Source organism: Streptomyces sp. NPDC050658, assembly GCF_044457025.1.
Classification (GTDB): domain Bacteria; phylum Actinomycetota; class Actinomycetes; order Streptomycetales; family Streptomycetaceae; genus Streptomyces.
The window spans coordinates 23,270-42,231 of the sequence record NZ_JBITGM010000022.1 but is presented as its reverse complement, the minus strand read 5'-3'; the positions used below and the strand labels follow the sequence as shown (position 1 = coordinate 42,231).

Below are 18,962 nucleotides of genomic sequence, written 5' to 3'. Positions count from 1 at the left end.
GAATCGGCGAAGCCGACGCGACCGAAGGGAGCGCCCTTTACAGGGGCGCCGGAACCGCCACACTCCGCAGAAGCCGGGCGGCCCCGGCCACCATCAACGACACCGGGCCACCCCAAGCAGCCGCCCCTACCCAGCCCCACCCAGCGACCGAGCCCCAAACGAACTAGTCCGCAGACGGAACAACGACCCGGCCCAGGCGCCGGAGCGGAGCCGGCCTGTCGGGCCCCGACTTCACCCAGTGGGCGAGCTACACCGAACCAGTCCGCACCCGGCAGGAAGACCGAACCGCCCGACCGGTCCTCCCCGTGAGCCCGGCCCCGGCCACCATCAACGACACCGGGCCACCCCAAGCTCCCGCCCCTACAGTTCGTGCGCGCTGGGCGCCCGACCCCGCAGGGCGTTGTGTGGGTCGGCTAGTGGGATGTCTTCCTGAGGGTACGTATCAGTGCGGCGAAGGTGGCGGGTGTTGTGGTGAGGGTCGTGGTTGGGGCGTCGCTTTCGCGGAGGTGGATTGTTGTTGTGGTGGCGTTGCCGGTTGTGGCGACGTAGACGCAGTTGTCTCCGCCACCCTCGCTGAAGGTGGACTTCTGCCAGACGAGTTCAGTCACGGTGTCTTCCCTGGTGGGTGTAGAGCAGATGCTGGATCAGCCCGCTGGAGTCGCGGTGCTCGCGGGCCTCGTTGGGCATGACCGGTGGGAGCGCGTTGTGGCACAGGTCGGTGAAGGTTGCCCGGTAGCGGGCCAGGCTCTCCTCGTCGTCCAGGACCACGCGTGCTGCGGGGTGTTCCAGGAGCACCGTGCCCAGTCGCGCGACGGCGGGCTCGACTTCCAGGAAGGGGGCGCTGAGCCAGGTGCCTGGTCCCGCCTCGAACGGGAGAACTTGGAGCGTCACGTTGGGCAGGGCGGACGTACGCAGGAGATGCGTCAGTTGCTCGCGCATGATTCGAGCGTCGCCGACGACCAATCGGATGGCAGCTTCGTGGACGACCACCTGCAGCTGAGGGCCCGAAGATCCGAGCACGGCCTGCTGGCGTGCCAGCCGGAACCTAACCAGGTTCTCGATCTCGGTCGGCTGTGCCGCCGGGCGGGAGCTTTGGAAGAGGGCGCGCATGTACGCCTCCGTCTGGAGGAGCCCCGGCAGGACCAAGGTTTCGTAATTGCGGACGTGCGCGGCGCCTGACTCCAACTCGGCCAAGTCCAAGGTGCGTTGTGGGAATGTGCGGCGGTACTCGGACCACCAGCCTTTGCCGTCGCTGTCGGCCATGCCGGCAAGCGCTTCGACGTAGGGCTCAGATTTGACGCCATAGGCGGACAGTAGTGCGGTCAGGCGCTCGGCTGCGATGGCCGTGCGGGCGGCTTCTACGTGACTGAGGTGTGCTGCCCCCATGCCGATCTGCGCGCTGGCCGCGTTGACCGAAAGGCCTGCGGCCTCGCGCAGTCCGCGCAGTTCGGAGCCGAGTCGCCTCTGTCGTTCCGTGATGTGCGTACGCAGCGCCATGCGGGCCTTCCTGGTGGTTGGGCCACAGTTTGCCGCTACTGCGCGCGCCAGGTCCATCAATCGGGAGGATCGGGTTGCAGATCTGAGTACCCAATCGCTACGTTACGTACAGCGACGCTCACGCAGAGATGAAGGAAGCCTCGCTGTCGACGCAGTACACCCCTGCCCAGCCGCAGAAGCGCACCGCCCGATCCAAGTCCCCGTGCCGGACGGGGACTTGCCCGCGAGGGGCGGTAGGCCACTGCGGCCGGGCGCGCAGGTCGGCGGGGCGTCCATCGTCACCGCCGCTGTCACAGCGAACCCCTACGCGCGCCATGGAGGCGTCTTATGGGCGTACCCGTGCATCACCTCGCAGCGGAGGCCGAATCTCAACCTCCGCAGACCTACACCCTGTTCACCCCCTCCAACGCCAGTTCCCCCAAGATCTGCCGTGACTTCGTGCGCGGAACCCTGGAGACCCTCGGGCTCGGGCACCTCGCCGAAGCCGCCGCGCTCTGCACCTCGGAGCTGGTGACCAACGTCCATCGGCACGCCCAAGGTGACGTGCATCTGAGAGCGGCCGTCGTGGACACGCGCGTACGCGTTGCCGTCTACGACGGGAGTCCTCGACTGCCGTCGCCCCGCAGGGTGCCCGCCGAGGACGAGGGCGGGCGCGGGCTGTTCCTCGTGACCGCCTTGTCGGACGTCTGTGGGGTGACGCCGACCGGGGGCGGGAAAGGAGTGTGGTTTCAGCTCAATCGGTGACGGGGGTGTAGGCGTCCACCTCGATGTGTGCCGGGAAGGCGTCCAGGCCTGATACGCGGGGCCTTGGGGCCTGTAGGCGGGTCAGGGCAGGGAGAAGTGCCGGCAGTGGCGTGACGTCGATCCGTTCCCGGTCGGGGAGAACCGCGCCCAGAAACAGGTGCGTGACGCCTGGGAAGAGGGTCGCGAGGCGGGTCACGGCGGTGTCCCAGTCGCCCTGGAGGTTCAGGATCAGCTGGGTGACCTTGGGGAGCGTCAGCTCGGGTGGTGCGTCGAGGAGGCTGTCGGACGGCAGGGTCAGGCTGGTGAGGCGAGGGAGGTGGGGGAGGGTTTCCCAGAGCTCCACGGTGCTCTTGCCGCGCTCGGTGGTGAGCATCACCCATTCCAGCTCGGCCCATCTCGCCATGCGGCGCAGGTCGGCGACGTACTCGTCCGAATCGAGGATCCCGAGGGTGCGCAGCGGCATCCCGGAGGGGAGGTCGGAGAGGTTGTACGGCTCGGCGATCTCCCAGAGACGCAGATCCTTCACGCCGTGCAGCGTGCCGAGGGCCTCGTCGGAGAGGCGGGCGGGTGAGATCCCCAGCATCAGGAATTCAGGGGTCGTGGTCAGCAGCACGCGGGACGCGGCCTCGGGCGAGACCTCGCCGCGGATGTCCAGGAGCTTCGGGCGTATCTCCAGCCTTTCCAACTCCGCTACCTGCTCGTCGCTGCGGAGTGTGAAGTGCGTTGCCCCGTCGTCGAGTCGGCGGATGATCTGCTCCGCGTAGGCGCGGCATTCGAAGCGGTTCCAGCCCCACATGAGCTGGCTTCGTACGGCCACGGAAGGGTGCCGTGCGAAACGGGCGAGGAAGGGGAGCGCGGCGTCCGAGCGGATGTGCGTCGCGGTGACCGCCACGCGCCTCGCGTCCTCGTCGCTCAAGCCGTCCGGGCCCGGCAGCAGGTCGAGCACCATGGCTCCGACCTCGCCAAGCTCGCGGGCCTCCTGGTTGCCGCGCGGCGGGATGAGCGCCGCCATCCGGCGCTCCACCTCCTCCCGCACCTCGGGAGCCAGCTCCGCGGCATGCTCCAGGCAGGCCGCGGCCAGCAGATGGATCCGCTTCCGGGACCGGTCGTCCGCGGCTGCGTCCGCGCGTCCGGTCAACTCCCGGAAGATCTCCGCCCGTTCCCGCGGCCGCGCCTGCGCCACCGCCATGCGGATGACGTCCTCCCACTGGTCGTCCGCCGCGTGCTGCGCCAGCACCCCGAAGTCGCCCTCGTCCACGGCCGCCCGCGCCCCCAGAAAGTCCTGGAACGTGCGGTGGATGAAGTCGACCGTGCCGGGGGACGGGGTGCGCAGGAGGCCGCTGCGGTGGAGGAAATGGGCGTACACCGCCTGTGCGTCGCCCAGCGCCGCCACCTCCGGGACCGCCGGCAGCGCGTCCGCGATGATCGACTCCGCCCGTGAACGGTCCATCTCCGTACGGCCGTTGCGGATCAGCCAGTAGGCGAGCCGCTGGAGGAGTTGGAGCTGGGACTCCTCCCTCAGTTCCGGTACGTCCATATGGCGCTCGCGGTCCCTGCGGATCAGGAGCATGGAGAGCGCCGCCGAGTAGAGGTCCTTGCGGCCCAGCGGGAGGAAGCCCCGCCTGTCCCTGTGCAGGGCGCAGATCAGTCCGCACATCAGCGGGTTGGTCGCGAGCCGGCCGAGATCCGGCTTCGAGCGGACCGCCGTCAGGAGTTGGTCCTCGTACGCGACGAGCGCCTCGTCCTCCTCCGGCGCACCCGTGCACGCCGCCTCGTGCCAGCGGTGGATGAACGCCGCCACGTCCGAGCGGCTCATCGCCGACAGGGTCAGCTCCGTGAAACCCTGCTCCGCCAGCCAGTCCTCGCGTACGGCGGACGGGCGTGACGTCACCAGCCAGCGGTTGCCCGGGTATGCGTCGATCAGGTCTGTCAGCCACTCCCGCGTGCGGGAGCGCTCCGACTCCGGTATCTCGTCGATGCCGTCCACCAGGATCAGCGCCCGGCCCGCCGCAAGCACCCGGGGCTCCCAGCCGGCGGGCTGGGTGCCGGCCAGGGGGGAGGCCGCCGCCGTCAGGAAGTCCGCGGGGGCGGGCAGGCGCTCGCCGTGGCGGGTGAGGGTGCGCAGGGGGAGTACGTAGGGGACGCGGTCCTCGCCCGCGGCATGGCGTGCGGCGCTCACCGCCAGCCACTGGACCAGGGTCGTCTTGCCGGAGCCCGCCTCGCCGCGCAGCAGGACGCGGTCATGGGCGGTGAGGGCCTGGTCCGCGGGGATCGAGGGCGCGCTCTCGACCAGCTCCACCTCGTCCGCGTAGTACTCCGTTCCCTCCAGGTAGCGCATCGTGGCCACCCGCGCGGGGGCCGTCGCCTCCAACGACATGTACGCCGCGTCCAACGGCCACTTCCCCGGCGAGTTCGCCAGGTCGATGCCGAAGATCGTCAGCTTGCCGTGCTTCTTCGCGACGTACGAGAGATAGCGCTGCTCGAAGGCCACGTCCTGCGCGCCGGGGAGCGGGTTGCGGGCGATCAGTTCGTCCGTCTTCGCTATCAGCTCGCTCTGGCGGCGGCTCTGCGCCACCAGCGTCGCCGCCACGAAGGCCGAGCGCTGGGTGAAGAAGTGCAGGACGTGCAGGCAGGTCGATTCCAGCAGGCGCTCGTAGAAGTACGTCGCGTCGGACGAGAGCTCGCGTTCCGGGGCGGGCGCCGCGCGCCGCAGTCGTACGGCCAGCGCCTCGTGCCCCAGTTCCACCGCCTCCACGTCGGTCAGCGACAGATCGCCGAGCGCGTGCAGGGTGCGGGTCAGTGCGTCCGTCACCGCCTGCTGTTCGTCGGCGGTCACGGGGCGCTCGCCGGCGCGTAACGCGTGGCGGACCAGTTCCGCCGCAAGCCCGGCCAGGTCCTGCCTGGTCAGCGTCCGTTTCTCGCCCCTGAAGGACACCAGGCCACTGAGGCGTACGGGGCGGTCCACCAGGCCCGCGCCCGGGCCCTCTCGTACGAAGAGTTTCTTGATCAGAGGGGCTACCGCGCTCGACACGAGTCGGGTGCCTATGACCGCCGGATCCATGCGCCGCAGCGTAGTGCCCGTCACATTCGCGGGGCGGTCGATCTTGGCCGCCGGTGACATGACGCACAGGCGTTATGTCCGGTACTAGGCGGAATAGTGGAGCTGCCGGGAAGGGGTGGTGGGACCTTCGGTCCGCAACCTCCGGGACTTTCGGCGCCTCGGGGTGCGGAGCCTTCGATGCGGGTGCGGGCGGGCCGGAGGGGGCTCCGTCGTGTGGGGTTAAACCCGGCTTGGGCGATTATTTCTGGCAAGTAGCTGAAGGGGGAATTGTCGGATTTGGGGGGTGAGGGCGGGAGGAAAGGGTGGGGCGGAGCTACTGCTTTTCGTAGTAGATGGGGGGTTTGAGCGAGGGGTGGGGTGCGGGTTACCAAGGGATGGCCCCGGCGGTGCGCAGCGAAGCGTGTGCCGGGTCGCTCTATGTCCCGCGGGTCGCAACAGGCACCCGGCCGCACCGGCCGGGCAGCCGCACGGGCCACGCAGCCATCCCGGCCGCGTAGCCGCACCAAGCCCCGCACACGCTCCCCCATCCCGGAGGAAATCCGCCATGTCGAAGCGCGCCAAGACCCACCATTCCGGCCTGTCCATGCTCCGTACGCGGACGGCCGTCGTCACCGTCGCGGCCCTTGGGCTCGGAGCATCGGCAGTTCTCGGATCCGGTGTCGCGGCCGCCGCCGACAACGCGGGTGCGCTGCCCGGCATCTCCGCCGGCTCCATCGCCGCGCAGGCCACCGCTCAGGCCAAGGCCGCCGAGCACGCCAAGCAGTCCGCGGCGCAGAAGGCCGCGCAGGCCAAGCAGGCCGCCGCCAAGAAGGCCGCCTCCTGGCAGGACCCGGTTGAGAAGTACACGCTCTCCGCCTCCTTCGGGCTCGGCGGCAGCATGTGGTCCCACAAGCACTCCGGCCAGGACTTCGCCGTGCCGATCGGCACGAACGTCGAGGCCGTGCACGCCGGCACCGTCGTCAAGGCCGGCGGCAACGGCGCCGGTGACGGCCCCGCCTACGGCAACGCCATCGTGATCAAGCACGACAACGGCACCTTCTCGCAGTACGCGCACCTGTCCCGGATCGACGTGCGCGTCGGCCAGGCCGTCGCCACCGGGCAGCACATCGCCGCCTCCGGCAACACCGGCAACTCCAGCGGCCCGCACCTGCACTTCGAGATCCGTACGACCCCGAACTACGGCTCGGCGGTCGACCCGGTCGCGTTCCTGCGCTCCAACGGCGTCACTGTCTGACGACAGATCCGCCGGACAGACCCTAGGCGCCTTCGTGCGCCTGTGTCACCAGATCGATGGCGACCTCGAGGATGGCCTTGCGCTTCTCCTCGGGGTCGCCTTCGGCGTCCTTGAGCACGAACATCCCGCCGTGCATCGTGAACAGCGCGCTGAAGCAGCGCACCTGCGTCGTCATCGGCGAGTCCGGCTCCCTGAGGATGTCGAGCAGGCTGAGCATGCGGTCCTTGAAGGTCTCGCCCGTCTTCAGGTCCCGCATCGTCGCCTGGTTCTCCTGCATGAAGCGGAAGAGCGGCGCCGCGTCGGTGAGGATCTCGCTGTAGCGGGTCAGGATCTCCCGCTTGATCTCCAGGGTGCGGGGCTGTTCCTTGCCCCAGGCCACCAGCTCGTCGATGGGCCGCGTCAGGTCGTCGAAGATGCTGGTGAGGATGTCTTCCTTGGTCTTGAAGTGGTAGTAGAGCGCCGCCTTGGTGACGTCCAGGCGCTCCGAGATCTCGCGCAGTGACGTCTTCTCGTACCCCTGCTCGGCGAAGAGTTCGAGGGCCACGTCCTGGATGCGCTGACGGGTGTTCCCGCGGCGCTGCTGCTTGCCCGTGCGCGTGTCCATCGTGGTGCTCCTCGGCTCCCTCGGCTCGAATCCTCGGACTCGGCTCGGCGAATCCTCGGACGCGACTTAACTTACTTGACGCCCGGCTAGTTGGGGGTCTACCTTCCCTCAGTGTAGTCAACTTGCCGGGCGGCAAGTAAGTAGCAACGGCAGAAGCCGAAGCAGCAGCAGTACGTAGTCGGGGAACCGGGGAGTGGGGATCATGGCGGAACTCGAGAAGCAGCCGGCGGCCAAGGAGGAGCCACGGCCGCGCAGTGTGCGCGTGGTCATGCTGGCGCTGATGGTGACCATGCTCCTCGCGATGCTCGACAACATGATCGTCGGCACCGCGATGCCGACCATCGTGGGCGAGCTCGGCGGCCTGGAGCATCTGTCGTGGGTCGTCACCGCGTACACCCTCGCCACCGCCGCCTCCACCCCGATCTGGGGCAAGCTCGGCGACATGTACGGGCGCAAGGGCGCCTTCCTGACCTCCATCGTGATCTTCCTGATCGGCTCCGCGACCAGCGGCATGGCCCAGGACATGGGGCAGCTCATCGGCTTCCGCGCCCTCCAGGGCCTCGGCGCCGGCGGTCTGATGGTCGGCGTCATGGCGATCATCGGTGACCTCGTGCCGCCGCGGGAGCGCGGCAAGTACCAGGGCATGATGGCCGGCGTGATGGCGCTCGCCATGATCGGCGGACCGCTGGTCGGCGGCACCATCACCGACCACTGGGGCTGGCGCTGGTCCTTCTACATCAACCTGCCGCTCGGCGTCATAGCGCTGGCCGCCGTCACCGCCGTACTGCACCTGCCGAAGAAGCGGTCCAAGGTGCGGATCGACTATCTGGGCGCGGCCCTGCTGACCGTCGGCATCACCTCCATCGTCCTCGTCACCACCTGGGGCGGCACGGAGTACGCCTGGGACTCCGCCGTGATCATGGAGCTGATCGGCATCGGCGTCGCCTCGATCGTCGGCTTCCTCTTCGTCCAGACGAAGGCGGCCGAGCCGATCATGCCGCTGCACATCTTCAAGAGCCGCAACTTCACGCTGATGTCCGTCATCGGCTTCATCACCGGCTTCGTGATGTTCGGCGCGGTGCTCTTCCTGCCGCTTTACCAGCAGTCCGTGCAGGGGGCCTCGGCCACCAACTCCGGTCTGCTGCTGCTTCCGATGCTCGGCGCGATGATGGTCGTCTCGCTGATCGCGGGGCGGGTCACCACCAACACCGGGCGGTACAAGGTCTTCCCGATCGTCGGCGGTGCGCTGATGGTGGTCGGTCTGTTCCTGCTCGCGCAGATGGACACGGAGACCTCGCGGTTCACCTCCGGGCTCTACATGGCCGTACTCGGCGCGGGCATGGGCTGCCTGATGCAGATCACCATGCTGGTGGCGCAGAACAGCGTCGAGATGAAGGACATGGGCGTCGGCTCCTCCTCGACCACGCTCTTCCGTACGTTGGGTTCCTCGTTCGGCGTCGCGATCATGGGCGCGCTGTTCAACAACCGGGTGCAGGACGTGATGGCCGAGCGTGCCGGGTCCATGGGGGGCAACGTCACCGAGAAGTCCGCGCAGCTGGACGCGGCGTCCCTGGCGAAGCTGCCGGAGGCCGTGCGGGACGCGTATCAGCACGCGGTGTCCGCGGGGACGCACTCCGCCTTTCTGCTGGGGGCGGCGGTTGGTGTCGTCGCGTTGATCGCCGCGCTGTTCGTCAAGGAGGTTCCCCTGCGGGGGGCTGGGCCGAAGGACGCGGGGCCTGCGGGGGCTGATGATGCTGCTGAGGTGAAGCCTCGGTCTGAGATTGCCGAGGTTGTCTGACCTGCGGTCCGGCTGTTGAAACGGCCCCCGGTGCTTCTGCGCCGGGGGCCGTTGCCGTGTGTCTGTCTGTCTGCGGGTGGGTGGGGGCTTGTCGCGCCCACGCGGCGGAGCCGCGTATGTCACAGCCCCGCGCCCCTTCGGGCGCCTACTTCTCCGGCAGCTGCAAGATCGGGAAGCTGCCCGTGTTCGTCGGGGCGTGTTCCGGGAGCCAGAGGACTGCTACCGCGCCCTCCGCCGGGTCGTCCGGGCCCGCGCCCGCCGGGGTGACGTTGCGGAAGGTGAGGCGGGCGCCGAGCACCCTCGCCTGGCCCGCCGCGATCGTCAGGCCCAGGCCGTGGCCCACGCCCGCGCGGTCCGTGCTGCCCGTGCGGAAGCGGCTGGGGCCTTCGGCGAGGAGGCCCGCCGGGAAACCGGGGCCGTGGTCGCGGACCCGCACCACGCGGCCCTCGACGCTGACCTCGACCGGCGGTTTGCCGTGCTTGGCGGCGTTGGCGAGGAGGTTGCCCAGGATGCGCTCCAGGCGGCGCGGGTCGGTGGTGACCTCCGACTCGTGCACCACCGTCACCTTCACGTCCGCGTTCAGGACCGCGATCCGCCGGGTCACGAACTCGCCCAGCATGATGTCCTGCAGCTCGGCCCGCTCGGCCGCGCTGTCCAGACGGGCCACTTCGAGTACGTCCTCGACGAGCGTGCGCATCGCCTGGGCGCGGTCCCGCACCAGTTCCGTCGGGCGGCCCGGCGGCAGCAGTTCGGCCGCCGTGAGCAGACCCGTCACCGGCGTACGCAGCTCGTGCGCGATGTCCGCCGTCACCCGCCGCTCGGCCTCCAGGCGCTGCTTCAGCGCGTCCGCCATCGCGTCCACCGAGCGCGCCAGATCGTCGGTCTCGTCGCGGACGACCCCACCGATGGCTTCACGTACGGAGACGTCCGTCTGGCCCTGGGCGACCTCCTGGGCCGCGGCCGCCGCCTTGCGCAGGCGGCGCGAGAGCTGGCCGCCGATCAGCACGCCGAGCGCGCAGCCGCCGAAGACGACCGAGATCGAGCCGATGACCAGGGCCTGGTCCAGGTCCCGCATGACCGTGGTGTTCCGGTCCGTGAAGCGGGTGTGCAGCGACAGGATGCGGCCGTCGGCGAGCGGCACGGCCGCCCAGATGTCCGGCACCCCGTCCGACCGCTCCTGCACATAGGTCGCGCGCCGCCCGGCGACGACCTTCTCCCTGAGCTCCTCGGGCAGATCCGGGTCGTCGATCTCCAGACCGGCCGCGCGCCCCGCCGAGTTCTCGTACCCTCGCTGCAGATAGGCGAGTTGCTTGTCCTGGAAATCGCGCGCGTTGTCCAGCATCGAGACGCGCGCCGCGTTGTGCACGACGAGACTCAGCGCCACCGCGACCAACGCGCCGACCAGCGCGATCGCCGCGCTGATCTTCCAGCGCACGCCGGTGCGCAGCCGGGAGCCGAGCACGCCGCGGAGGCGGGCACGCGGCACCGCCGCCGGGCCCCTGTTCATATGCGTCTCCTGCTGTGCCCCGCCGGGCAGTTGCTGTGCCCCGCCGGGCAGTTGCCGTGCCCTGCCGGGCAGCCGTCGAAATCCGTCACGTCATCCGTCACGCCGCCGGCTCACGCCTTGAGCTTGTAGCCGAAGCCGCGGACCGTCTCGATGCGGTCCTGCCCCACCTTCGTACGCAGTCGCTGTACGTGGACGTCGACGACGCGGGTGTCGCCGCCCCAGCCGTAGTCCCACACCCGCTCAAGGAGCTTGTCGCGGGAGAGGACCGTGCCGGGCGCGGAGGAGAACTCGAGGAGCAGCCGCATCTCGGTCGGCGTCAGCCCCACCGGGGCGCCGCCCCTGCGGACCTCCATGCCCTCCGTGTCGATCTCCAGGTCACCGAAGTGCAGTACGCCGCCGTCCGGGGAACCGTCCCCGCCGGCGGCGGAAGAGGCCGACTCGGAGCCGCTCGCGTGCCCGAAGCGGCGCAGCACGGCGCGGATCCTGGCGACGAGCACGGCACCGTCGAACGGCTTGGTCACGTAGTCGTCGGCGCCGGCCTCCAGGCCGAGCACGACGTCGATGGAGTCGGCACGCGCGGAGAGCATGATCACCGGGACGGTGGACTCGTCGCGGATCCGGCGGCACAGCGAGACGCCGTCGAGCCCCGGCACCATCACGTCGAGCAGCGCGATGTCGGGGCGGTTCGCGCGAAACGCCTCCAGGCCGCGCAGACCGTCGGGCATCGCGGTGACCACGAAGCCGTCCCGCTCCAGCGCGAGCTGCGTCGCCTCGCGGATGACGTCGTCGTCCTCCACGAACAGGACATGCGTGTGCTCTGCCATCGGGTGCTCTCAGTTCTCCGCGGGTGCGGGGGCGTCGCCCACCGCGCTGCTGTAGTGATTGCGGGTGCGGTCCGTCTCCGTGAAGCGGTCCGTGGTCCAGCGGTACGTGACGACTTCCTCGCCGGACGGGTACGCCACCGGGTCGCCCTTCTCGTACACCTGCTTGGTGACCACCAGGTCGCCCCGGTCGATCTCCGCGTAGACGGGAGGCTCCTCGTCCTGGAAGACATTCTGGTACTTCTTGCCCTCGGCGCGATAGACGTAGCTGCTCGTGCCGACGGCATCGCCGCAGGTCATGATGTTCACGACGATGTCGGAGGAAGATCCTCCGGTCAGGTTGCCGTAGGACACGTCGACCGGGTACTCGTCGGCCACGCAGGGCTTCAGGTCGCGCTTGACGGACTGGCTGACCTTCGGGTCTTCCTTGACCAGTTTCACCGCGTCGACATCGGCGGGCGGCGCGGGCGCGGAGGACGTCGATGACGGGGCCGTGGACGGCGCGGGCGACACCACGGCGTCGCCGCGGCCCGCCGGGCCCTCGTCGCGGGCGCCGGAACCGCCGGTGGCGCAGCTGGTGAGCAAAAGGCCGATGGCGGCGAGCCCGGCCGCCGCCGTGCTCCCCGCCCGCATCGTCCTTCTGGCCCGGGTGCTTAGGCCGCGCAACGCTCCCGCTCCTCACGTTCGAGCGCGCCGCCCGCGGGCTCCTCGCGGTCCCGGCTCTCCAGCTCCTGGCGGAGCCGGGCGAGCGCCCGGTGCAGCGTGCTCTTGACCGTTCCTGCCGACATGCCGAGTGCCGCGGCCGTCTCCTCTGTGGACATCTGCTCCCAGTGTCGCAGCACGACGACGCTGCGCTGCTTGGGTGCCAGGACCTTCATGATGTCCATGAGCAGGGCGCGGTCCGCGTGCTGTTCGGTGGAGTCTTCCACGCTCGCGTCGGGCAGCTGCTCGGTGGGCACCTCTTCGAGCTTGCGGGCCCGCCACCACTCCGTACGCGTGTTGATCATGACACGGCGCAGATAGGCGTCCGCGAGCCGCTTGTCGGCTATGCCGTCCCAGCGGCCGTACGTCCGCACGAGGGCGGTCTGCAGCAGGTCCTGGGCGTCGACGGGGTCGGGCACCAGGCGCCGGGCACTGCGCAGCAGGGCGTCCTGCCGAGTGCGGACGTACTCTTCGAACTCGAGCACCTCGCCGTGCGCCATACCTGACCGCCTCCGTTCACCGACCACCGCTTGTGCGGTACGGGAATGAAGCTACGGAGGGCTTGTCACGAGGCTGTGCGGAGCAGCCAGCGGAGGGCGCACGGCCTTCCGTCGGTTGTGTAACAGAAGTAGGCGGGGCGTAAACCGAAGGCGTCAGGCGGGGTGTTTGCCCGGTTTCTCAGGTGAGGGGGAGCCGGTAGAAGCCGCCCTGGAGCGGTTCCACCAAGCCGTCGGAGACCAGGCCGTCCAGCGCGCGGGCCCGCTGCACGGGCTCGTCCCACACCCGGTCCAGGGCGGCCTGCGGCACGGGCGCGACGGCCTCGCGGAGTACGGCGAGCAGCTTGCCCCGCACCTGGCGGTCCGTACCGGCGTAGGTCTGGCCCTTGCGGGCCGGGCCCTCGTGCGGGGGCTTGCCAGCGGCGCGCCAGGCGCACTGACCGGAGATCGGGCACCGCGCGCAGTCCTCGCTCTTCGCCGTGCAGACGAGGGCGCCGAGCTCCATGGAGGCGGCGGCCCAGCGGGACGCGGTGCGCTCGTCCTCGGGGAGCAGGGCGCGGGCGAGCTTGCGCTCGGCTGCGGTGGTGGCGTTGGGCGGGTACTGGACGCCGGTCACGGCGCGCGCGAAGACGCGGCGCACGTTCGTGTCGAGCACGGCGTGCCGTTGCCCGTACGCGAACGACGCCACCGCGGCGGCCGTGTACTCGCCGATGCCGGGCAGCGCGAGCAGCTGGGCGTGCCTCGTCGGTACGTCGCCGCCGTGCCGCTCCGTTATGGCGACGGCGGCGCCGTGCAGCCGGAGCGCGCGGCGGGGGTAGCCGAGCCGTCCCCAGGCGCGGACGGCCTCGCCCGGCGCCTCCTTGGCGAGGTCCGCGGGGCGGGGCCAGCGGGCGAGCCACTGCTCGTACACGGGCAGCACGCGGTTGACCGGCGTCTGCTGCAGCATGAACTCACTGACCATCACGCCCCAGGGCCCCGCATCGGGGTGCCGCCACGGCAGGTCGCGCGCATGGGCGTCGAACCAGGCGATGACGGGGGCGTGCAGGGCCTCGCCGGCGGGCTCTCGCTCGGGGGCGTTCGGCATGGGCTTCATGGGCGCAGTCATGGCAGGACGATCCTGCCATGGGGGCGACGGGGCTCGGGCCAACCTCAAGGTGAGTCCGGCGATCCGCCTCTCCTGCCGCATTCCTGCCCCCCTCGCTCTGGGCAGGCGTTCCGCGGGGCGGAACGGGTGGGCACAGCCTGACGCCGGTCCAGCGATTCAGCCGGGGGTGAGGGCAGGCGGGGACATGACTATCGGCAGGGGCGAAGGAGTGTGGGAGGGACGTAGCGTCGAGGGGGTGAGGCGATGGTGGTGGGTGGACCTGGGGATGTGGGTGGGGGTTGCCCTGCCCGCGGTCGGTGTTGACCGGGTCGGGCTCAATGAGCCGCGCGGCGCGTGGGCGGAGTTGGCCGGGCTGGCCGCACTCGGGGGCGCGGTCGTGTTGTGGAGAAGGCGTCCCCTGGGCGCCTTCGGGGTCGCCGCCGCCCTGGGGCTCATCAGCGCCCCCTCCCTCTTCACCCTCTCCTACGGCCCCGCCCTCGCCCTCTTCGCCCTCCTCATGGGCCGCAGGGCCCCCTACACGCGCCCCGCACTCCTCGCCTTCGGGGCCATCGCCGTACTCGGCAGCGCCAAGATCCTCGTACGTGGAGTCGACCCCGTCGTGGAGTGGCTCGTGCTGATGGGGACCCTGCTCTTCGGGGCCGTGTTCCCGTGGCTCGCGGGGCGCTACTGGCGGCAGGGGCGCGAACTCGCCGCCGCGGGTTGGGCCCGCGCCGGACAGCTGGAGCGAGAGCAGCGCATCGTCGCCGACCGCGCGCGGCTGCGCGAACGGACCAGGATCGCCCAGGACATGCACGACTCCCTCGGCCACGAGCTGAGCCTCATCGCGGTGCGGGCCGGCGCCCTCCAGGTCGCCGCCGACCTCCCCGACCGGCACCGCGCAGCCGCCGCCGACCTCCGTGCCGCCGCGTCGGACGCCACCGACCGGCTGCACGAGATCATCGGGCTGCTCAGGGAGGCGGGCGACGAGACCGCGCCCCTCGCCCCGGCGGGCGAGACCGTCGCCGAACTCGTCGAGCGCGCCGCCGGATCGGGCCTGCCGGTCCACTACATCGCGGGGGGTGACGCGACGACCGCCGAGTTGACCGGGACGGAGTCCGGCCGCACCGTCCACCGCGTCGTCCAGGAAGCCCTCACCAACGCCGCCCGGCACGCCCCCGGCGCCGAGGTGACCGTGGAGACCGCGACCGACGCGGCAGGCATCACCGTCACCGTCACCAACGGCCCCGCCCAGCAGCCCGCCCCCGCGTCAGGCGGCGGCTCAGGCCTGCTCGGGCTTCGGGCCAGGGCCGCCGACCTCGGCGGCACCCTCGACGCCGGACCGCACGGCGACGGCTTCCGGGTCGTCGCCCGGCTCCCGGCACGCGGCGGCGAACCCGCCCCCGCCGCCACCCCGCGCGGCTCCGTCATCTCGTACGCGCGACGACGCACACTCCTCGGCTTCGGAGCCGCCGTCGCCACCGGCGTCCTGCTCGTCGGCGGCGCCTTCGCCTGGTACGTGTACTCCCGCTCGAACGCGGTCCTCGAACCGGCCGACTTCGCCCGGCTCCGGATCGGCCAGCCGCAGCAGACGGCCGAGCGGCTGCTGCCCGACCGTGTCGCCTCCGATCCGCCCTCCGAGCGCGCCCCGACCCCGCCACCGGCGGGCGCCGACTGCCGCTACTACCGGGCAGGCGGTGAACTCTTCGTCACCGTCGAGCACTTCAGGGTCTGTTTCGACGGCGGGGTTCTCGTGGAGAAGAGTGTGATCCCCAGGGCCGGCGGCGCGCGGAAGGCGTCGGAAGAGGAGGAAGAGGAGAAGGAAGAGGAGAAGGAATGGGTGCGGTGATCCGCGTACTGCTGGCCGACGACGAGGCGATGATCCGCGCGGGCGTCCGCGCGATCCTCGGCGCCGGCGAGGACATCGAGGTGGTCGCGGAGGCGGGCGACGGACGCGAGGCCGTCTCGCTCGCCCAGGCCCACCGGCCCGATGTCGCCGTGCTCGACATCCGGATGCCGGGGCTCGACGGGCTCGCCGCGGCGGAGGAGATCGTGCGGACGGTGCCGGACACCGCCGTCGCGATGCTGACCACCTTCTCCGAGGACGCGTACATCGCACGGGCCCTGGCCGGCGGAGCCACGGGGTTCCTGCTCAAATCCGGCGACCCGCACGAACTCATCGCGGGCGTACGCGCGGTGGCGGGCGGCGCGGCCTTCCTCTCGCCGAAGGTGGCCCGGCATGTCATCGACGGCTACGGAGCCCGGCGCGTCGGCCGCGGCGCCGCCGCCCGCGCCCGCACGGAGGCCCTCACCCCACGCGAGCGGGAAGTGCTCGGTCTGGTGGGGGAGGGCCTGTCCAACCCGGAGATCGCCGCCCGGCTCCATCTCGTCGAAGGCACCGTCAAGGCCTATGTGAGCGCGGTCCTCGACCGGCTCGGGGTCAAGAACCGCGTCCAGGCGGCGATCGTCGCGTACGAGGCGGGCCTTGTGGGCGGGTAGCCGGCGGCCCGTTCGGCGGTTTTCTGTCAGCGGCGGTGCGATGCCGGGACGCGCGGTGTCGCGTACGTCGCCGGGCCCGGCCCCGCGAACCAGCGGACCACCCCCGTCGAAGACCCCCGCATCGTCTCGACGACACGTGTCACGGGACGGGTCGTCAGCCGGATCAGCACAAAGGCGAGCGCCGCTCCCAGCAGCAGGCCGACCGCCACGTCATGCGGATAGTGCACGCCCACGAAGACCCGCGAGAAGGCCATCAGCACCGCCATCGGCAGCGTCAGTGCCGCGATGCGCGGCCAGGCGATGGCGAGGCCGACGGCCGCGGCGCCCGCGATCGTCGAGTGGTTGCTCGGGAAGGACCAGTCGCCGTACGGCGGGCAGTCGACGAGTGGCGCGAGCGCGCCGGAGACCGCCCGGCAGGGGCGCTCCTCGTCGATCCCGGACTTGATCAACTCGCTGCACACATACGCCACCGCCGTGGCCAGCGGCGCGAGCACCGCTATCGCGAGGGCGCGCGGCTCGTCGCGCCGGGTCCGCCACCAGGCGACTATGAAGAGCACGCCGAAGAGCAGCAGTCCGAGCTCCGTCCACACCTCGGCGGTGTGCTGCACCCAGCCGGGGGTGTCATGGGCGAAGTCGGTGATGTCGCGGTAGAGATCGTCGGTCATGGTGTCCATGATTACGGACGGTACGGAGTGGGCCCGAATCGTCACATCCGGCGATCGACCGGTGACCACCCCTGACGACAGACAGGGGTGCGGCACCGGCGGGTCACCCGGCGGGGTAACCGGAGTGGCTCATTCCGAGATGATGATCCGCAAACTTTGTCGTCCGGGGCGGCGGGTGGGGCAGGAGAAGCCGCGGATCTCTCGTAAGGTTTGGGCGTGGGATCTCTGCGCAATCCGGTCGGGCCGCTTCCCTCCACCATCTACTGGCGTCGGAGGGCCGTTCTGCTGTCCGTCGTCGGGCTGCTGGCACTCCTCGTCGTGTGGGTGCTGACGATGGGCGGCGGTGGCGGCAAGAACACCGCTGACGGGCCGTCGGGTTCCGGGCCCGCCACGTCCATCACGCCCGGCCCCTCCGGTTCGGGGCCCGCCATCAGCGAACACCCCGGCGGGCGCGACGAGTCGGACGACGAGGGCTCCGGCGGTTCGGGCGGCTCAGGCGACGGCGACGGCTCGGGCTCCGGCTCCGGGGACTCCGCGGGCGGCGGCGGTGACGGCAGCGGTTCCGACGACGGCGCCAAGGGTGGCGGCGGCGCGGGCGGTCAGCTTCCCGCCGGGTCCAGCCTGCCCAACTGCACCAGCGGCGCGGTGAAGTTGAAGCTGCGCAGCGTGCAGAACACGTACGAGATCGGCGAGAAGCCGAAGTTCGAGCTCATCGCCCAGAACACCGCCGGGAAGGCCTGCAAGGTCGATCTCGGCGGCAAGGAAACGGTCCTGACGATCACTCAGGCCAAGGGCGACAAGGAGATCTGGTCCTCAAAGGACTGCCCCGCGGGCGGCGGCAGCCTGTTGCTGCGCGTGCCGGGCGACGGCCGCGTCACGCACACGGTCGAGTGGGACCGCCGGGCCAGCGAGCCGCGCTGCGCGACTCCTTCGGCGGGGAGCGCGGCCCCGGGCACGTACTTGATCGAGGCGAAGTCCCCGGGCCTGGGCTCGGCGCAGGCGTCGTTCATGCTTGAGGACAGCTGATGCCCGCGCCCCTGTAGGGGCGCGGGGAGCCGCGCGACCAGCCCCCGCCGGCCCGCAGACATCTCACTCCCGGCTGGGCCCTAGACGTACCGCTCCAGGATCGACGACTCCGCGAGCCGCGAAAGGCCCTCGCGGACACTCCGCGCCCGAGCCTCCCCCACCCCGTCCACGGTCTGCAGATCATCGACGCTCGCAGCGAGCAGCTTCTGCAGCCCGCCGAAGTGCTCGACCAGGCGGTCGATGATCGCCCCCGGCAGGCGAGGCACCTTCGCGAGAAGGCGGAAGCCCCGCGGCGAAACCGCGGAGTCCAGCGCCTCGGGGGACCCGGTGTACCCCAACGCCCGCGCCACGATCGGCAGTTCAAGCAGCTCCGCGTGCGACAGGGCGTCCAGCTCGAAGAGCGCCTCGTCGACCGTGCGGGACCGCTTCGCGGTGGGCTCGGGGACGTAGTCCCGGACGACCAGCTCGCGCTCCGGCTCGACGCCCGCGATCAACTCGTCCAGCTGGAGGGCGAGAAGGCGCCCGTCCGTGCCCAGCTCCACCACGTACTCGGCGATCTCCGTGGCGATACGGCGCACCATCTCCAGGCGCTGCGCGACCGCCGTGACATCGCGGACCGTCACCAGGTCCTCGATCTCCAGGGCGGAGAGCGTGCCCGCGACCTCGTCGAGGCGGAGCTTGTACCGCTCCAGGGTCGCCAGGGCCTGGTTCGCCCGGGACAGGATCGCCGCCGAGTCCTCAAGGACGCGGCGCTGTCCGTCCACGTACAGCGCGATCAGACGCATGGACTGGGAGACGGAGACGACGGGGAAGCCCACCTGCTTCGAGACGCGGTCCGCCGTGCGGTGCCGCGTGCCCGTCTCCTCGGTGGGGATCGTCGGGTCGGGGACGAGCTGCACGCCCGCCCGCAGGATCTTGGTGACGTCCTTGTCGATGACGATGCCGCCGTCGAGCTTGCAGAGCTCGCGCAGGCGCGTCGCCGTGAACTCGACGTCCAGGATGAAGCCGCCCGTACACATCGATTCGACCGTCTTGTCCCAGCCGAGGACGATGAGCCCTCCGGTGTTGCCGCGGAGGATCCGCTCGAGGCCGTCGCGCAGGCCTGTGCCCGGCGCGACCGCGCTCAGGGAGGCGCGCATCAGCCCATCTGCACCGGAGCTTCCGCCGGGCTTGCCGGGAGCTGACGCCCGGTCGTTGGCTGCCACTGCACTCCTCGGGTCGCGGGT

Annotated in this window: 17 protein-coding genes; 6 read left to right on the top strand and 11 right to left on the bottom strand. The window is 70.8% G+C overall.

Annotation, left to right across the window (positions count from 1 at the left end; all coding sequences use genetic code 11):
• Positions 1-413 precede the first annotated feature (413 nt).
• Positions 414-608 (bottom strand): DUF397 domain-containing protein, encoded by a 195-nt coding sequence (locus ACIBKX_RS40255; protein ID WP_363277488.1) that lies wholly within the window; start codon positions 606-608, stop codon positions 414-416.
• Positions 601-1,497, bottom strand: coding sequence for a helix-turn-helix transcriptional regulator (locus ACIBKX_RS40250; RefSeq protein WP_363277486.1), 897 nt, complete (start codon positions 1,495-1,497; stop codon positions 601-603). Before ACIBKX_RS40250 ends, ACIBKX_RS40255 begins: the two co-directional genes overlap by 8 nt.
• A 327-nt stretch (positions 1,498-1,824) precedes the next feature.
• Between ACIBKX_RS40250 and ACIBKX_RS40245 the strand changes: the two genes are divergently transcribed.
• On the top strand, positions 1,825-2,241 hold the full coding sequence (locus ACIBKX_RS40245) for an ATP-binding protein (RefSeq protein WP_363277484.1): 417 nt from the start codon (positions 1,825-1,827) through the stop codon (positions 2,239-2,241).
• Here the strand turns inward: ACIBKX_RS40245 and ACIBKX_RS40240 are convergent.
• A complete protein-coding gene (locus ACIBKX_RS40240; protein WP_363277483.1) occupies positions 2,231-5,302 on the bottom strand; it encodes an NACHT domain-containing protein in 3,072 nt (1,023 codons plus the stop codon). The two genes, ACIBKX_RS40245 and ACIBKX_RS40240, sit on opposite strands and share 11 nt — an antisense overlap.
• Positions 5,303-5,846: 544 nt before the next feature.
• On the opposite strand from ACIBKX_RS40240, the gene ACIBKX_RS40235 reads away from it, so the two are divergent.
• Positions 5,847-6,536, top strand: a complete 690-nt coding sequence (locus tag ACIBKX_RS40235; protein ID WP_363277482.1) for a M23 family metallopeptidase — start codon at positions 5,847-5,849, stop codon at positions 6,534-6,536.
• Positions 6,537-6,558: 22 nt separating this feature from the next.
• On the opposite strand, the gene ACIBKX_RS40230 is transcribed toward ACIBKX_RS40235, so the two are convergent.
• A complete protein-coding gene (locus tag ACIBKX_RS40230; RefSeq protein ID WP_363277481.1) occupies positions 6,559-7,140 on the bottom strand; it encodes a helix-turn-helix domain-containing protein in 582 nt (193 codons plus the stop codon).
• A 202-nt stretch (positions 7,141-7,342) separates the two neighbouring features.
• On the opposite strand from ACIBKX_RS40230, the gene ACIBKX_RS40225 reads away from it, so the two are divergent.
• Entirely contained in the window at positions 7,343-8,938 is a 1,596-nt protein-coding gene (locus tag ACIBKX_RS40225) for an MDR family MFS transporter (protein WP_363277480.1), read from the top strand.
• 145 nt (positions 8,939-9,083) lie between these two features.
• Here ACIBKX_RS40225 and cseC read toward each other — a convergent pair whose 3' ends face one another.
• The 5 genes from cseC to ACIBKX_RS40200 all read right to left on the bottom strand — a co-directional run bounded on the left by cseC (position 9,084) and on the right by ACIBKX_RS40200 (position 13,570).
• Positions 9,084-10,445 (bottom strand): two-component system sensor histidine kinase CseC, encoded by a 1,362-nt coding sequence (gene cseC / locus ACIBKX_RS40220; RefSeq protein ID WP_363277479.1) that lies wholly within the window; start codon positions 10,443-10,445, stop codon positions 9,084-9,086.
• A gap of 110 nt (positions 10,446-10,555) precedes the next feature.
• Positions 10,556-11,269 carry a two-component system response regulator CseB gene (gene cseB, locus ACIBKX_RS40215; protein ID WP_363277477.1) on the bottom strand — a complete coding sequence of 238 codons (714 nt, stop codon included), beginning with the start codon at positions 11,267-11,269 and terminating at the stop codon, positions 10,556-10,558.
• Positions 11,270-11,278: 9 nt separating this feature from the next.
• Positions 11,279-11,899, bottom strand: coding sequence for a hypothetical protein (locus ACIBKX_RS40210; protein WP_363277476.1), 621 nt, complete (start codon positions 11,897-11,899; stop codon positions 11,279-11,281).
• Between the two features lie 20 nt (positions 11,900-11,919).
• Positions 11,920-12,468 carry a SigE family RNA polymerase sigma factor gene (locus tag ACIBKX_RS40205; RefSeq protein ID WP_363277475.1) on the bottom strand — a complete coding sequence of 183 codons (549 nt, stop codon included), beginning with the start codon at positions 12,466-12,468 and terminating at the stop codon, positions 11,920-11,922.
• Between the two features lie 178 nt (positions 12,469-12,646).
• Entirely contained in the window at positions 12,647-13,570 is a 924-nt protein-coding gene (locus tag ACIBKX_RS40200; protein ID WP_363277474.1) for an A/G-specific adenine glycosylase, read from the bottom strand.
• 235 nt (positions 13,571-13,805) lie between these two features.
• Here ACIBKX_RS40200 and ACIBKX_RS40195 point away from each other — a divergent pair, with 235 nt between their 5' ends.
• Both ACIBKX_RS40195 and ACIBKX_RS40190 read left to right on the top strand, forming a co-directional pair.
• Complete coding sequence (locus tag ACIBKX_RS40195) at positions 13,806-15,395, top strand: histidine kinase (RefSeq protein WP_363277473.1); 1,590 nt, start codon at positions 13,806-13,808, stop codon at positions 15,393-15,395.
• On the top strand, positions 15,392-16,045 hold the full coding sequence (locus tag ACIBKX_RS40190; RefSeq protein ID WP_363277489.1) for a response regulator transcription factor: 654 nt from the start codon (positions 15,392-15,394) through the stop codon (positions 16,043-16,045). Before ACIBKX_RS40195 ends, ACIBKX_RS40190 begins: the two co-directional genes overlap by 4 nt.
• Before the next feature lie 26 nt (positions 16,046-16,071).
• On the opposite strand, the gene ACIBKX_RS40185 is transcribed toward ACIBKX_RS40190, so the two are convergent.
• Positions 16,072-16,719: a phosphatase PAP2 family protein gene (locus ACIBKX_RS40185; RefSeq protein WP_363277471.1), complete on the bottom strand. Its 648-nt coding sequence runs from the start codon at positions 16,717-16,719 to the stop codon at positions 16,072-16,074.
• A gap of 207 nt (positions 16,720-16,926) precedes the next feature.
• Between ACIBKX_RS40185 and ACIBKX_RS40180 the strand changes: the two genes are divergently transcribed.
• Positions 16,927-17,736 carry a hypothetical protein gene (locus ACIBKX_RS40180; protein ID WP_363277470.1) on the top strand — a complete coding sequence of 270 codons (810 nt, stop codon included), beginning with the start codon at positions 16,927-16,929 and terminating at the stop codon, positions 17,734-17,736.
• An 80-nt stretch (positions 17,737-17,816) separates the two neighbouring features.
• Here ACIBKX_RS40180 and disA read toward each other — a convergent pair whose 3' ends face one another.
• Positions 17,817-18,941: a DNA integrity scanning diadenylate cyclase DisA gene (gene disA, locus ACIBKX_RS40175; protein WP_363277468.1), complete on the bottom strand. Its 1,125-nt coding sequence runs from the start codon at positions 18,939-18,941 to the stop codon at positions 17,817-17,819.
• Positions 18,942-18,962 lie beyond the last annotated feature (21 nt).

Bases quoted from the DNA above. Each gene is read 5' to 3' on its own strand.
- ACIBKX_RS40250 (WP_363277486.1), bottom strand. From the start codon at position 1,497: ATGGCGCTGCGTACGCACATCACGGAACGACAGAGGCGACTCGGCTCC.
- ACIBKX_RS40245 (WP_363277484.1), top strand. From the start codon at position 1,825: ATGGGCGTACCCGTGCATCACCTCGCAGCGGAGGCCGAATCTCAACCT.
- ACIBKX_RS40240 (WP_363277483.1), bottom strand. From the start codon at position 5,302: ATGGATCCGGCGGTCATAGGCACCCGACTCGTGTCGAGCGCGGTAGCC.
- ACIBKX_RS40235 (WP_363277482.1), top strand. From the start codon at position 5,847: ATGTCGAAGCGCGCCAAGACCCACCATTCCGGCCTGTCCATGCTCCGT.
- ACIBKX_RS40230 (WP_363277481.1), bottom strand. From the start codon at position 7,140: ATGGACACGCGCACGGGCAAGCAGCAGCGCCGCGGGAACACCCGTCAG.
- ACIBKX_RS40225 (WP_363277480.1), top strand. From the start codon at position 7,343: ATGGCGGAACTCGAGAAGCAGCCGGCGGCCAAGGAGGAGCCACGGCCG.
- cseC (WP_363277479.1), bottom strand. From the start codon at position 10,445: ATGAACAGGGGCCCGGCGGCGGTGCCGCGTGCCCGCCTCCGCGGCGTG.
- cseB (WP_363277477.1), bottom strand. From the start codon at position 11,269: ATGGCAGAGCACACGCATGTCCTGTTCGTGGAGGACGACGACGTCATC.
- ACIBKX_RS40210 (WP_363277476.1), bottom strand. From the start codon at position 11,899: ATGCGGGCGGGGAGCACGGCGGCGGCCGGGCTCGCCGCCATCGGCCTT.
- ACIBKX_RS40205 (WP_363277475.1), bottom strand. From the start codon at position 12,468: ATGGCGCACGGCGAGGTGCTCGAGTTCGAAGAGTACGTCCGCACTCGG.
- ACIBKX_RS40200 (WP_363277474.1), bottom strand. From the start codon at position 13,570: ATGACTGCGCCCATGAAGCCCATGCCGAACGCCCCCGAGCGAGAGCCC.
- ACIBKX_RS40185 (WP_363277471.1), bottom strand. From the start codon at position 16,719: ATGGACACCATGACCGACGATCTCTACCGCGACATCACCGACTTCGCC.